This window comes from Thalassospira sp. GO-4, assembly GCF_023588965.1.
GTDB classification, from domain to species: domain Bacteria; phylum Pseudomonadota; class Alphaproteobacteria; order Rhodospirillales; family Thalassospiraceae; genus Thalassospira; species Thalassospira povalilytica.
In genome coordinates this window covers 4,388,414-4,400,637 of the sequence record NZ_CP097807.1, presented here as the reverse complement: position 1 = coordinate 4,400,637, position 12,224 = coordinate 4,388,414, and the positions used below count along the sequence as shown (strand labels likewise).

Sequence of the window (12,224 nt, the reverse complement as noted above, 5' to 3'; positions counted from 1 at the left end):
TGGCTTAGTCGTCTCTCTTAATCAGGGAATGAACGGCCTGTTCGACCAACTCTTGCAGAATTTCGGTAACCGGTTGTTCTTTCTTTACCATACCAACCGACTGCCCTGCCATAACCGATCCACTTTCGACGTCACCATCGATCACGGCGCGGCGCAATGCCCCGGCCCAGAAATGTTCGATTTCAAGCTGGGCGGCACCCTGATCGAGTTCGCCTGAACGGAATTTTTCAATGACTTTGCGTTGGGTTTCGCGGAATTCCTCAGTTCCCTTGTTGGCAAGGGCACGGACCGGAATAACCGGGAAACGGTCATCAAGCTGCACAGTGGTGACAGCATCACGCGCGCTTGCGCGAATGAAGGCCTTCTTGAAATCGGGATGGGCAATGCATTCTTCGGCACACACCAGACGAGTCCCGATTTGCACACCCGCCGCACCCTGTTCAAGCAGACCGGTAATTGCTTCGCCACGTCCGATACCACCGGCACAGAAAACCGGAATGTCGGAAATGTTTGGCAGAATTTCCTGAACCAGAACAGTCAGCGATACCGGGCCGATATGGCCACCGGCTTCACTGCCTTCGATCACCAGCGCATCGGCACCCGAACGGATCAGCTTCTTGGCCAGAACCAGTGCCGGGGCAAAACAGACAACCTTGGCGAATTCCTTGGCCTGCTTGATCGAGTTCGACGACGGCAAACCGCCAGCCAGAACCACATGACCGACATTATGTTCACGGCAAACTTCGATCAGATCATCAAGCTGCGGATGCATGGTGATCAGATTGACGCCGAACGGCTTTTTGGTCATTTCCTTGGTCGCGGCAATTTCGGCCGACAGCAAATCCGGGGTCATGGAGCCACAGGCAATTACACCAAAACCGCCCGCATTTGAGACCGCCGAAACCAGATGACGTTCAGACACCCACGACATTGCGCCAGCCATGATGGCATAATCGGTTCCAAGGAATTCCTTGCCCGCTGCCCACAGTTTTTCAAGGCGCGCGTGTGCTGCGTCGAATTTCGGATCACTCATATTTTCTGTACCCCAAAGCAGAAATGCAGGAGACCGATTGATCCCCTGCCATTTCATCACAAATGGCCGAAACACATCGTTGCGACCAGTATGTAGTATTACACGTAATTTAACAGTGGCTTAATCGCGCAAAAGCGATCGGACTGTCGAAATTATTCGTCATCAAGACCATAAGCAGTGTGCAGGGCACGAACTGCAAGTTCGGTATATTCCTCGGCGATCAGAACACTGACCTTGATTTCCGAGGTGGAGATGACCTGAATGTTGATGCCCTTTTCAGCAAGGGTTTCAAACATTTTGCGCGCGACACCGACATGCGAACGCATGCCGACACCAATGATCGATACCTTGGTAACATCCGAAGTGCTCAGAAGTTCCTGATAGGCGATCTTGTCCTTGTTTTTTTCGATGACCTGAAGCGCACGCTGGAATTCACCCCGCGGAACGGTAAAGGTCATGTCCGTGCTTTTGCCGTCTTCAGAGACGTTCTGCACGATCATATCGACATTGATATTCGCATCAGCCAGCGGGCTGAAAATAGAAGCGGCAATACCCGGCTTATCAGCGACTTTAACCAAGGTGATCTTGGCTTCGTCACGGCTATAGGCAATTCCGCTGACGACTTCCTGTTCCACGATTTCGTCCTCGTCTACAACAAGTGTTCCTTCTGCTTCGCTAAAGGTCGAGCGGACCTGTACCCGGACGCGATGGTTCATGGCCATCTCGACAGAACGGGTTTGCAGGACCTTCGCACCCAGCGAAGCCAGTTCCAGCATTTCTTCGTAGGTAATCTTTTCGATCTTCTTGGCCTTGGGCACGATGCGCGGATCGGTGGTGTAAACCCCTTCGACATCGGTATAGATGTCGCAACGATCCGCATTCAGTGCCGCCGCAAGCGCCACAGCAGACGTATCCGACCCGCCACGCCCCAGCGTGGTGATCCGGTTGTCCGGTGCGATCCCCTGGAACCCGGCCACACAAACGACTTCGCCGCCATTCATGCGCTTGTCGAGTTCGGTGGTATCGATTTCCTTGATACGGGCCTTGGCATGTGCGCCATCGGTCTTGATCGGAATTTGCCATCCAAGCCAGGAACGCGCAGGCACATCCATGCTTTGCAGCGCCATGGCCAGAAGCCCGACGGTAACCTGCTCACCCGACGATACGATGACGTCATACTCGCGTGCATCATACATCGGCGAGACTTCCTGCGCCCAACCGACCAGTTCATTGGTCTTGCCAGACATGGCAGAGACGACCACAGCAACCTGATTGCCAGCGTCCACCTCGGCCTTGACCCGACGTGCTACGTTTTTGATTTTATCAACATCAGCGACCGAAGTGCCGCCAAATTTCATGACAATACGGGCCATGAAGTATCCCCGCTATGCTCTCCGTCCATCGGCGATCCGAACGAGACGGTATGTGATCCGGTTCCCTGGCAGGGATGCAATGCCATCGTGTCGGCGCGTCCCCTGTTTCGGGCGGCGTTATCAATACTTCCATAATCATCGCGAAACAAGCATCAACGCAGCCGATAAATTGCGTCGGAGCAATTTTTATAAGCCAAATTTGTCCCGAATGGCTCCGCGCATGCAAATTCAGTGAAATATCGTGCGAAATTTACCCAAAAACCCTGACGATCCATACCGGAAATGCAGATCACCTCAGACATGGTTTTGATACCCGATCAGCGACGATGGGCGCGCGCATTTGTTAGCTGAGTATTGCCTTGCCGATCAGGCCCGCGTAAACAGGGCACAGAACACACATACTGATGTCACGCCTTTGGAGCCACGCCATGTCGGACGCATCCGCCAAAACCAGCCGCACCGCCAATGCCGAGGAAATCGCGCGTTTTTCCGCGATGGCAGAAAAATGGTGGGATCCGAATGGCGTGATGAAACCGCTGCACCGCTTCAACCCGGTGCGTTTGCAGCTTTTGCGGGACAATATCTGTGCCCATGTCGGGCGTGACCCCGCACAGATCGAACCTCTTAAAGATATCGAAATCATCGATATCGGCTGTGGTGCAGGCCTGTTGTCAGAGCCGCTGGCACGGATGGGGGCCAAAATGACCTCGATCGATGCTGCGGAAAACAACATCGAAGTCGCCAAGGTGCATGCAGCACAGTCCGGACTTGAAATCGACTATCGTTGCTGCACGCCGGAAATGCTGGCCGATGAAGGCAAACAGTTTGATATCGTGCTCAATATGGAAGTCATCGAACATGTCGATGATCCGCAATTCTTCATGCAGGCCTGTGCATCGGTTCTCAAACCGGGCGGACTGATGTTTGTTGCGACCCTTAACCGCACCATCAAGTCACTGGCACTGGCCAAGATCGGCGCTGAATATGTTCTGCGCTGGCTGCCGGCTGGCACCCATGACTGGCGCAAATTCGTCAAACCATCGGAAATGTCGGGCTACCTGCGTGGTGCCGGTCTGGAACTGACCGATATCACCGGTGTTGCCTATAACCCGATCAAGGATACCTGGTATCCCGCCCCGCGCGATCTTGACGTCAATTACATGGTCATCGCCCGCAAACCCGAGGCTGCCTGAACCCGGGGCCTCCTGAACCCGGGGCCGCGAAACGGCCCCTAACATTGCGAAATCACAAACCGGTTCTTGCCCGACCTTTTGGCTTCATACAGATCCCGGTCGGCGACCTGCATGACCTTGTCCGTATCGATGCCATTGCTCGGAACCACGAAACATGCGCCAAGGCTGACAGTGATCGACACATGCTGACCCTCGGCAAGCTCAACCCGGCATGACCGTGCATTTGACAGCACCCTGGCACACAGGATGTCCGCTGCTTTGCGCTCCTTGACGATTGAGGCAAAGGCAAATTCTTCGCCGCCGATCCTGCCAAACACATCTTCGATGCGGAACTGATCGTCAACCGCGCGCGCCAATTGCACCAACACCTCGTCCCCCACGCCGTGACCGTGCGTATCATTGACATATTTGAAGTCATCAATATCAAAAATGCCGACCAGCAACGGGTAACTGTTGCGCACACAAAACCCGAACATCTTTTGCAACTGGTCGGTGAAGCTGCGCCTGTTGGGAACGCCAGTCAACGCATCATAGTAGGCAAGCTGTTCAAGCTTCATATTGGCTTCGCGAAGCTGACGGGTCTTTTCCTGAACAAGCTTGTTAAGCGAGTCCTTGATTTGCCTGAGCTCCGCATTGCGTCGTTCAAGCTGCTGCGCGTTAAATACTGATTCCGTCACATCATGTTCAATCGCCGCAAAATGGGTAACCTGACCATTTCGCCCAAAAAGCGGCATGATGCTCATATCAAGCCAATATGGCTTTCCGGTTTTGGAATAGTTCAGCAATGTCTCGCGGATACTGGTTTTTTCGTACAGAGCCCTGGAAATGCGTCGACAGGCTTCGATATCGGTCAGTTGGCCTTGCAATATGCGCGGTGTTTCACCGATGACTTCGTCGCGCGAATATCCTGTGAGCTTTTCGAACGCCTTGTTCACATAGACGATTTTCGGGCCAAACGGTGCCTCTATCGGATCGGCTTCGGTAACGATGACCACATCCCCGGCATGTTCCAGAATATGTTCATAGGAAAACAGGTTCTGCCGGTCGGTAATGTCATTGAAGGAAACAACAATGAAGCCTTTGCCATCGGGCAGATTGGGCTGTCGTTCGACATAGGCATTTACCAGAAACCACCTGACGTCACCGGTTTGCTCATTCACCTTGCCAAAGACTTCGTTGACCATCGTGGTGTTGGTTTTACGCACCCTGTTGACCGGGTATTCGTAAACCATCAACCGCCTGTGCTGTTCGTCAACAAAGTGCCATTGCGGATCGTATGATGTTTTTCCGATCAGATGATCGTAGCTCATCTCCAGCAAATCCATCGCCCGCGGGTTGGCATAGACGATCGATGTATCCCAGTCATGGATCACCACGCCGACGATGGAATTATCAAGAAGGGTCTTCAGATTCAGTTCGTTAAAATCAATCTTCATCTTCCCACACTCTTCTTCGGTCGGTTGAACCGGACACAGTCTATGGTCCGCGCGTGGGAGAGCCGTCTGATCAGATAACGATTTCTGTGATGGCCTTCAGGCCATTCTGGTTTTCAAGCCAATGCCGGGAATACCGAAATTGCGGTGCTTTCGCTTCCCCGAACCTCTCCCTCCGAATAGCTCCAGCCATTCAAATGGGGAGGAACAGAAATCTTTCAATGCAATTGCAGGCAACTTTCGATGATTGCAACTTGCATATCAAGACACCCGTCGGCCTGCTGTGCTGTCAGTTCTTTTTCTTGGTATCATCGCCCCAGGGCAAGGCGTGAACGTCGATGCCTTCTTCGACGAGTTCGACCGTTTCCTTCAGCGAAGCCTCACCATAGATGCCGCGTTTTTCAGCTTCGCCGTAATGGATCTTGCGGGCTTCCTCGGCAAATTTGTCACCGACATGTTCGCAATTGGTTTCGACCTGCTTGCGGATTTCGGCAATCGCGGCCTTGGTTGCTTCGGCCACGGCTTTTTGCTGCTGTTTTTCCGCTGCCAGTTCCTTTTGCCGCGATGTGCGCAATCGCGGCGCCATCAGGGCCTTGCCCACATTGGACGTGCCACAGACCGGACAGGACAAATCGCCGCTTGCGGCCTGCGTGTCATAGGTCGCGCCGTCCTTGAACCAGCCTTCAAATTCGTGATCATGTTCGCATTTAAGCTGAAAAAGAATCATGATGGTACTTGTGGAAACCGATATGTCGCAGAATTAAGGTATCTGTAATATGGCCTGACCGGGCGCATTCCGCCAGTCACATGCGAAACCTTCAATAAACAAGATTTACAAAAATGTCATCCCAATTGCCATCGGACTGGATCACACAGCATTGCCCTGTGGCAATGCCGGGACATAACCGCGCACTCGACCTTGCCTGCGGCGCCGGACGGCACAGTTTCTGGCTGGCCAAACAGGGATGGGATGTCACGGCAATTGATCGCGATCTTTCGCGTATCGAACAGTCAGGCAACCCGGCGATCACCTGGATCGAGGCCGATCTTGAAACCGGGAACTGGCCCCTTGAAAACCGTCAGTTTGATCTGATTGTCGTCGTCAATTACCTGCATCGCCCGTTGTTTGATCATCTGCGGGCCGCAACAAGGCCGGGCGGCATCCTGATCTATGAGACCTTCATGGTCGGCAATGAACGTTTTGGCCGGCCACGGTCACCGGAATTTCTGCTGCGCCCGGATGAATTGAACGAAACCTTTGCCGACTGGAATATCATCACCGGCCAGCAAGGCCCCGTGCGCGACAGCGATACCGGATTACCGGTTTCTGTCAAACAGGCGATCGTTGCGCAAAAGCCGATTACGCCTGAAAACGAATGATCGGGCCCGAAGGATCGGTCACGGTCGCAAGGTTCGGTCTGGCAAAATCGGCATTCAAATGAACAATCGGTTCTTTCGAAACATCATACCAACAAGTCACACATTTGTGGATTTGCCTAAACCGCTGTTTTGTCGAGATTATTGATCAACAACAGCATCTTATGATCTCGAACACCCGACCGCACCACACCGGTAAAAACATATCGTCAGACTTTTGAAATCGCGAGAATTGGCGAATTCCGGTTCATCCGAACATTGTAACAGATCAATCATATTTGCTTCACGAAAGCGCCTTTCACAGACACTAGACTCCCGCCGCATTCGCTGTTGGGCAGATAGCAGCGAGCATATTATTCGATAAGGGAGACTATCGAAATGAAACGCCTTCTTGTGGCTTCCGCGCTGGCTGGTGCCATGTGCGCAAACGTTGCCTATGCGGCTGATCAGCTTCCGCAGGCAAACGATTCCTATTTCCTTGCTGCACAGCAGACCCTTCAGCAGAAGCTGATGGAACAGGACAACACCAACCGTGCCAAAAACATCATCCTGTTCGTCGGGGATGGCATGAGCATTCCGACCGTTACCGCGGCCCGTATCTTTGAAGGCCAGAAGCGCGGCGTTGACGGCGAGAGCAACAGCCTGATTTTCGGTCAGTTCCCGAACGTCGCACTGTCGAAAACCTACACCCATGACGCCCAGATCGCTGACTCGGCACCGACCGCATCGGCAATGGTTACCGGTGTTAAACTCAATAACGGCACCATCGGCGTTTCCAAGGAAGTCGCCCGTCGTGATTGCGAAGCACAGAAAGAACATCCGCTGACCAGCATCGCCGCACAGGCCGAAGAAAAAGGCATGTCGACCGGCTGGATCTCAACCGCCCGCCTGACCCACGCGACCCCGGCTGCGAACTATGTTCACACCGCTGACCGTAACTGGGAAAGCGACAGCGACCTGACCGAAGAAGCAAAGGCAGGCGGCTGCAAGGACATCGCCCTTCAGATGATCGAATGGAAAGAAGGCGGTGACGGGTTTGAAGTTGCCATGGGTGGCGGTCGTCGCATGTTCATGGACAAAACCATGGAAGACCCGGAAGATGCCGGCAAAATGGGCCAGCGTTCCGATGGTCGCGATCTTCCGAAAGAATGGGTAAAGGCAGCTGGTGCCGGTGCGCAATACATCTGGAACCAGGAACAGTTCAACAAACTTGACCCGGCCAAAACCAAAAAGGTCCTGGGCCTGTTTGACCATTCGCACATGGAATACGAAGCCGACCGTGCAAAAGATGCGGCTGGCGAACCGTCGCTTGCTGAAATGACCGGCAAGGCGATTGATATTCTTGCAAAAAATGACAAGGGCTTCTTCCTGATGGTCGAAGCAGGTCGTATTGACCACGCCCACCATGCCGGCAATGCCGCACGCGCCCTTGAAGACACCGTCGCACTGAACGATGCCGTCAAGGAAGCCATGGGCAAGGTCAACCTGAATGACACCCTGATCATTGTCACCGCCGACCACGCGCACACCATGACCATTTCCGGCTATGCAAGCCGCGGCAACCCGATCCTCGGCCTGTCTGAAGAAAAAGGCGATGATGGCAAGCCATACACCACCCTTGGCTACATGAACGGCCCGGGTGCCCTGAAAGACAACCTTCGTGCTGATCTGACCAATGTTGACACCACCGACATTGACTACCTTCAGCAGGCACTGGTCCCGATGAGCAGCGAAACCCATGCGGGCGACGATGTTGCGATCTTTGCAGCCGGTCCTTGGTCGCACCTGTTCAAGGGTGTGGTTGAACAGAACTTCATCTACCACGTCATGGCGCATGCCTCGAAAATCCAGGAAAGCATGGCTTCGAAATAAGCCATCCGCTGACCACCATCTTTGCCGGTCGCAGTTCGCTGCGACCGGTGCTTCTGTTTGACGGAGACTTCCCATGCCCATCGGACGCCGCACATTCATTGCCGGTGCCTCTGCCTCAATCGGTCTTGCCCTGACCCGTCCGGCATGCGCGCAAAGCCGCATCAAAATTCGCGACCTTTACAAAACACAGGCCGAATTTTCCGCTGAGGCCAAAGCCTTTGCCGCATCGCGCGAAATCATCACGGTTCCGGGTTTCATGGCCCCGCCGCTTAAGGCAGATGCATCCTTTTTTGTCCTGACCCAGCGCCCGATGGCGGTCTGCCCGTTCTGTGAAACATCGGCAGACTGGCCAAGTGACATCGTTTTTGTCCGCACCCGCGATACGGTTGATGCGGTGGCATTCAATCGCCCGATCATTACCACCGGTATTCTTGAACTCGGTGAAGCCAAAGATGAGGAAACCGGTTTTGTCAGCCTTGTCCGACTTGTCGATGCCCAGTTCGAAATTATCTGAGCCCGTCTCTGACGTGCTTTTGCGCATCGAAGAACTCAGTCTGCATTACGGGAAAAACCAGCCCCCTGTATTGCAGATCGGAAATCTTGCGATTGATCGCGGGCAAACCGTCGGCATTTCCGGCCCGTCCGGATCAGGTAAATCAAGCTTACTGTATCTGATCAGCGGTCTTTTGAAGCCAAGCCACGGCAAGATCATCTGGAACGGCACGGATATCACCACCCTTGGCGAAGGTGAAACAGATCGCTGGCGGCGCAAATCCATCGGTTTCGTGTTTCAGGATTTCCACCTGATTGATGAAGTCAGCCCGCTTGACAACGTTCTGATCCCCGCAAGCTTTATCGGTTGGCGCATTGATGACGCCACCCGTAAACGCGCCCACGAACTTCTTGATCAGGTGGGCGTACCACTGGCGCGCAAAAGCACATCTGATTTGTCACGCGGTGAACAACAACGTGTCGCCATTGCCCGTGCCCTGCTGTTTGATCCACCCGTCATTCTGGCCGACGAACCAACCGCAAGCCTTGATGACGCCGCATCAAAAACCGCAACCGACACCCTGTTTTCGCTGGCCGGGTCAAACCGCACCATCATCACCGTCAGTCATGATCAGGATGTGATTGATCGCTGCGGCCGCGTTCTGCGTTTTGACAAGGGCGCCCTGATTGATGATAGCGCTAACATCAAGGAAAAGGCTGAGCTTGCATGAACCCGTTTCCCATCGTGATGGCCAGTCTGAAACGGCACTGGATCATGAACATTCTGTTTGTTCTTCTGATCGCGGTTGCGGTTGCTATCGGTGTTGGCCTGACGGCACAGGAACGTGCGCTCCGTCAGGGCAGTGCACAGGCGGCCGACAAGTTTGATATCCTGATCGCAGCCCCGGGAAGCCAGACCGAAATCGTCATGAATTCGATCTTCCTGCAACATAGCGCCATCAATCTTCTTGATGGTCCTTATTGGGGCAAGCTGTTTGATGATCCGCGTGTTGAAATTGCTGCCCCGCTTGCCTTTGGCGACAGCTGGAAGGGGCATTCGATTGTCGGATCAACGCCGCAATTCGTGACCTATCTGTCTGGCGGGCTTGCCAGCGGGCATGTGTTTGAAACCATCGAACAGGCCGTGGTCGGTGCTGCCGTGCCGCTTGCCATTGGTGATGAATTTGAACCCAGCCACGGCCATGGCCCCGAAGAAGTCCTTGATCATCATCACGGCGCGGAACTGCATGTAGTTGGCAAAATGCAGCCGACCGGCACGCCATGGGATAGCGCCATTATTGTGGCGGTCGAACAGGTCTGGGATCTTCATGCCCTGCCGACCGGGCATCATGAACTTGCCGGTGATGAACATGATCATGACACCGAAGAAGGTCACCTCGATCATCAGGATCACGAAGATCATGAACATGAAGAAGCCAATGCCCATGATGACGGCGATCATGACCACGATCATACGGCAGATCACGACGAAGACGCCCATGATCACGCACACGAACATGACGACGATCATCACGTAACCCGCATCGGTCCGCCCTTTGATCTTGATGAATTGCCCGGTGTCCCTGCCATTGTCGTCAGACCCAAAAGCGTTGCCGCGGCCTATACCATCCGGTCCGATTATCGCACCGACCATTCCACCGCCTTTTTCCCGGCCGAAGTCCTGGTCGAAATGTATCGTCTGCTTGGCAATGCCGGATCGGTGATGCGGGCCATGGCGCTGGGGTCACAAGCACTTGTGGTTGCGGCAATTCTGGCTGCGATCCTTGCGCTGATGCAGCTTTATCGCAAACAATTTGCCGTTCTGCGGGCCCTTGGTGCGCCGCGCAGTTACGTCTTTTCCGCGATCTGGAGCTATGTCTCCCTGCTGGTGATTACCGGCGCGATTTGTGGCCTTGGGCTTGGCTGGATGGTGGCGCAATCGGTGTCGCGGATCTTTACCGCCGAAACCGGCATGGCCATGCAGGCATCGCTCGGATCATCGGAACTGATGCTGGCGGGCGGCTTTGTCATTATTGGATTGATCCTGGCAACCCTGCCCGCCTTTTTGCTGTATCGCCGCCCGGTGGTCAGCGCATTGCGCGGTTCCTGACCTAACCTGATCTGATCCGTAACCGATCAAAAAAACACCCCGGCAGACCATTCTGGCCGGGGTGTTTTGTCATGGGGGCAATATCGGGGGCAGTATGGGGGCGCTATGGGCCGTATGGGGCTTAACGCTTATTTGATCGGTGCTGCCATGTCATAGGTGCCGTCATTGTCGCTCATCTCCATCCAACTGTCATCAGACGCCGATTTCGGTTCAAGATCGGACCACTCATCATTAGCATCCATGATGTAATCGGCGATATCGCTGTTCCAGGTTTCGGCGACTTCCGGGGTGATGTTAAGATACAAGCTGCCATCAACAATCCGCCACAGGTTCGGGTTGGCAGGCACCTTCGCCCCCTTGGCAACACCATACGCACAATGCCCGTCATATTTCGGGGCATATTTTGCCGGATCGGCCAGGAACATGTCGCGGTTTTCTGCCGTCGCAAAGGCCCAGGTCGCCCCGTTATAATCAGCGGTAATGTCCGCGCGGCCCGGCACGGCATGGGGCTGCATCATCCCATCGTCTTTTTGCGCCAAATTGAAATAGGCCACCGCGTCATAGCCGCTGATCGCAAAGCCGGTTTCGTCGACATATTGCTCACCCGCCAGGGCTGCGCCCGACATGGCAAAAAGGACAATCGCCCCGGTCAGTGTTTTCTTCAACATTGGTGCTGTCTCTCCGCTTGGGTTTCCGTGATGCCCAAGAGTGCCCCGCACAGCTTGAAAATCGAAATGACGTTGCGACACTGTTTCGTGAGGCCCTGTGAGCAATCTGTCATCCCGATCAGATAAAATTGCAAATTCAATGCAATTTGACCCTTGACCTCAACCTTACTTCATGAATTACCACCAAGGAACAAACCCACCCTTCTCCTTTACATTGAAAGGGAAACGCCATGAGTGAAGCATTTCTGGAACACGTGAATTTTACCGTTTCCGACCCCGCCCGAACAGCAAGCCTTCTGCATGACTGGTTCGGATGGCACGTCCGCTGGAAAGGCCCGTCGATCCATGACGGGGAAACCTATCATGTCGGCAACAGTTCAAGTTACGTCGCACTTTATGCGCCAGGCAAAGCCGACAGTTCAAACGGCGCCCGTGATGCACGCGACAATACCTATCAGACGCGCGGTGGCCTGAACCATATTGCCGTGGTGGTCGATGACCTTGATGCGACCGAAGAAAAGATCAAGGCATCGGGTTTCACGACCCATAATCACGCCGATTACGAACCCGGTCGTCGGTTCTATTTCCGCGATGCCGATAATATCGAGTTCGAAGTGGTCAGTTATTCCTGACCAATTCGACATCAGACCTTAGACCTCGAACCTCAAACCTT

At 54.0% G+C, this 12,224-nt stretch carries 12 protein-coding genes; 7 read left to right on the top strand and 5 right to left on the bottom strand.

Features of this window, described 5'->3' with window-relative positions; genetic code table 11:
• Positions 1-4 precede the first annotated feature (4 nt).
• The gene (locus M9H61_RS20000; protein WP_068519739.1) at positions 5-1,033 is read right to left on the bottom strand and encodes a nitronate monooxygenase family protein; all 1,029 of its coding nucleotides are present in this window, start codon (positions 1,031-1,033) and stop codon (positions 5-7) included.
• A 152-nt stretch (positions 1,034-1,185) separates the two neighbouring features.
• Positions 1,186-2,406 carry an aspartate kinase gene (locus M9H61_RS19995; protein ID WP_068519662.1) on the bottom strand — a complete coding sequence of 407 codons (1,221 nt, stop codon included), beginning with the start codon at positions 2,404-2,406 and terminating at the stop codon, positions 1,186-1,188.
• 428 nt (positions 2,407-2,834) lie between these two features.
• On the opposite strand from M9H61_RS19995, the gene ubiG reads away from it, so the two are divergent.
• Positions 2,835-3,599 carry a bifunctional 2-polyprenyl-6-hydroxyphenol methylase/3-demethylubiquinol 3-O-methyltransferase UbiG gene (ubiG, locus tag M9H61_RS19990; protein ID WP_068519661.1) on the top strand — a complete coding sequence of 255 codons (765 nt, stop codon included), beginning with the start codon at positions 2,835-2,837 and terminating at the stop codon, positions 3,597-3,599.
• 38 nt (positions 3,600-3,637) lie between these two features.
• Here ubiG and M9H61_RS19985 read toward each other — a convergent pair whose 3' ends face one another.
• Both M9H61_RS19985 and M9H61_RS19980 read right to left on the bottom strand, forming a co-directional pair.
• Positions 3,638-5,035, bottom strand: a complete 1,398-nt coding sequence (locus M9H61_RS19985) for a diguanylate cyclase (protein WP_250282576.1) — start codon at positions 5,033-5,035, stop codon at positions 3,638-3,640.
• A gap of 286 nt (positions 5,036-5,321) precedes the next feature.
• The gene (locus tag M9H61_RS19980; RefSeq protein WP_068519659.1) at positions 5,322-5,759 is read right to left on the bottom strand and encodes a DUF1178 family protein; all 438 of its coding nucleotides are present in this window, start codon (positions 5,757-5,759) and stop codon (positions 5,322-5,324) included.
• A gap of 113 nt (positions 5,760-5,872) precedes the next feature.
• On the opposite strand from M9H61_RS19980, the gene M9H61_RS19975 reads away from it, so the two are divergent.
• The 5 genes from M9H61_RS19975 (at position 5,873) to M9H61_RS19955 (ending at position 10,883) form a co-directional block, all read left to right on the top strand.
• Positions 5,873-6,412 (top strand): bifunctional 2-polyprenyl-6-hydroxyphenol methylase/3-demethylubiquinol 3-O-methyltransferase UbiG, encoded by a 540-nt coding sequence (locus tag M9H61_RS19975; RefSeq protein WP_250282574.1) that lies wholly within the window; start codon positions 5,873-5,875, stop codon positions 6,410-6,412.
• 375 nt (positions 6,413-6,787) lie between these two features.
• Positions 6,788-8,281: an alkaline phosphatase gene (locus M9H61_RS19970; protein ID WP_250282572.1), complete on the top strand. Its 1,494-nt coding sequence runs from the start codon at positions 6,788-6,790 to the stop codon at positions 8,279-8,281.
• A 73-nt stretch (positions 8,282-8,354) separates the two neighbouring features.
• A complete protein-coding gene (locus tag M9H61_RS19965; RefSeq protein WP_250282570.1) occupies positions 8,355-8,795 on the top strand; it encodes a hypothetical protein in 441 nt (146 codons plus the stop codon).
• Entirely contained in the window at positions 8,773-9,504 is a 732-nt protein-coding gene (locus tag M9H61_RS19960) for an ABC transporter ATP-binding protein (RefSeq protein WP_250282568.1), read from the top strand. The genes M9H61_RS19965 and M9H61_RS19960 overlap by 23 nt, the downstream gene beginning before the upstream one ends.
• Positions 9,501-10,883 carry an FtsX-like permease family protein gene (locus M9H61_RS19955; RefSeq protein ID WP_250282566.1) on the top strand — a complete coding sequence of 461 codons (1,383 nt, stop codon included), beginning with the start codon at positions 9,501-9,503 and terminating at the stop codon, positions 10,881-10,883. The genes M9H61_RS19960 and M9H61_RS19955 overlap by 4 nt, the downstream gene beginning before the upstream one ends.
• A 128-nt stretch (positions 10,884-11,011) precedes the next feature.
• Here M9H61_RS19955 and M9H61_RS19950 read toward each other — a convergent pair whose 3' ends face one another.
• On the bottom strand, positions 11,012-11,551 hold the full coding sequence (locus M9H61_RS19950; protein ID WP_101245814.1) for a YHS domain-containing (seleno)protein: 540 nt from the start codon (positions 11,549-11,551) through the stop codon (positions 11,012-11,014).
• Positions 11,552-11,781: 230 nt separating this feature from the next.
• Between M9H61_RS19950 and M9H61_RS19945 the strand changes: the two genes are divergently transcribed.
• Positions 11,782-12,183, top strand: coding sequence for a VOC family protein (locus tag M9H61_RS19945; RefSeq protein WP_228196462.1), 402 nt, complete (start codon positions 11,782-11,784; stop codon positions 12,181-12,183).
• Positions 12,184-12,224 lie beyond the last annotated feature (41 nt).

Coding starts and splice junctions, on each gene's coding strand:
- M9H61_RS20000 (WP_068519739.1), bottom strand. CDS start 1,033: ATGAGTGATCCGAAATTCGACGCAGCACACGCGCGCCTTGAAAAACTG.
- M9H61_RS19995 (WP_068519662.1), bottom strand. CDS start 2,406: ATGGCCCGTATTGTCATGAAATTTGGCGGCACTTCGGTCGCTGATGTT.
- ubiG (WP_068519661.1), top strand. CDS start 2,835: ATGTCGGACGCATCCGCCAAAACCAGCCGCACCGCCAATGCCGAGGAA.
- M9H61_RS19985 (WP_250282576.1), bottom strand. CDS start 5,035: ATGAAGATTGATTTTAACGAACTGAATCTGAAGACCCTTCTTGATAAT.
- M9H61_RS19980 (WP_068519659.1), bottom strand. CDS start 5,759: ATGATTCTTTTTCAGCTTAAATGCGAACATGATCACGAATTTGAAGGC.
- M9H61_RS19975 (WP_250282574.1), top strand. CDS start 5,873: ATGTCATCCCAATTGCCATCGGACTGGATCACACAGCATTGCCCTGTG.
- M9H61_RS19970 (WP_250282572.1), top strand. CDS start 6,788: ATGAAACGCCTTCTTGTGGCTTCCGCGCTGGCTGGTGCCATGTGCGCA.
- M9H61_RS19965 (WP_250282570.1), top strand. CDS start 8,355: ATGCCCATCGGACGCCGCACATTCATTGCCGGTGCCTCTGCCTCAATC.
- M9H61_RS19960 (WP_250282568.1), top strand. CDS start 8,773: ATGCCCAGTTCGAAATTATCTGAGCCCGTCTCTGACGTGCTTTTGCGC.
- M9H61_RS19955 (WP_250282566.1), top strand. CDS start 9,501: ATGAACCCGTTTCCCATCGTGATGGCCAGTCTGAAACGGCACTGGATC.
- M9H61_RS19950 (WP_101245814.1), bottom strand. CDS start 11,551: ATGTTGAAGAAAACACTGACCGGGGCGATTGTCCTTTTTGCCATGTCG.
- M9H61_RS19945 (WP_228196462.1), top strand. CDS start 11,782: ATGAGTGAAGCATTTCTGGAACACGTGAATTTTACCGTTTCCGACCCC.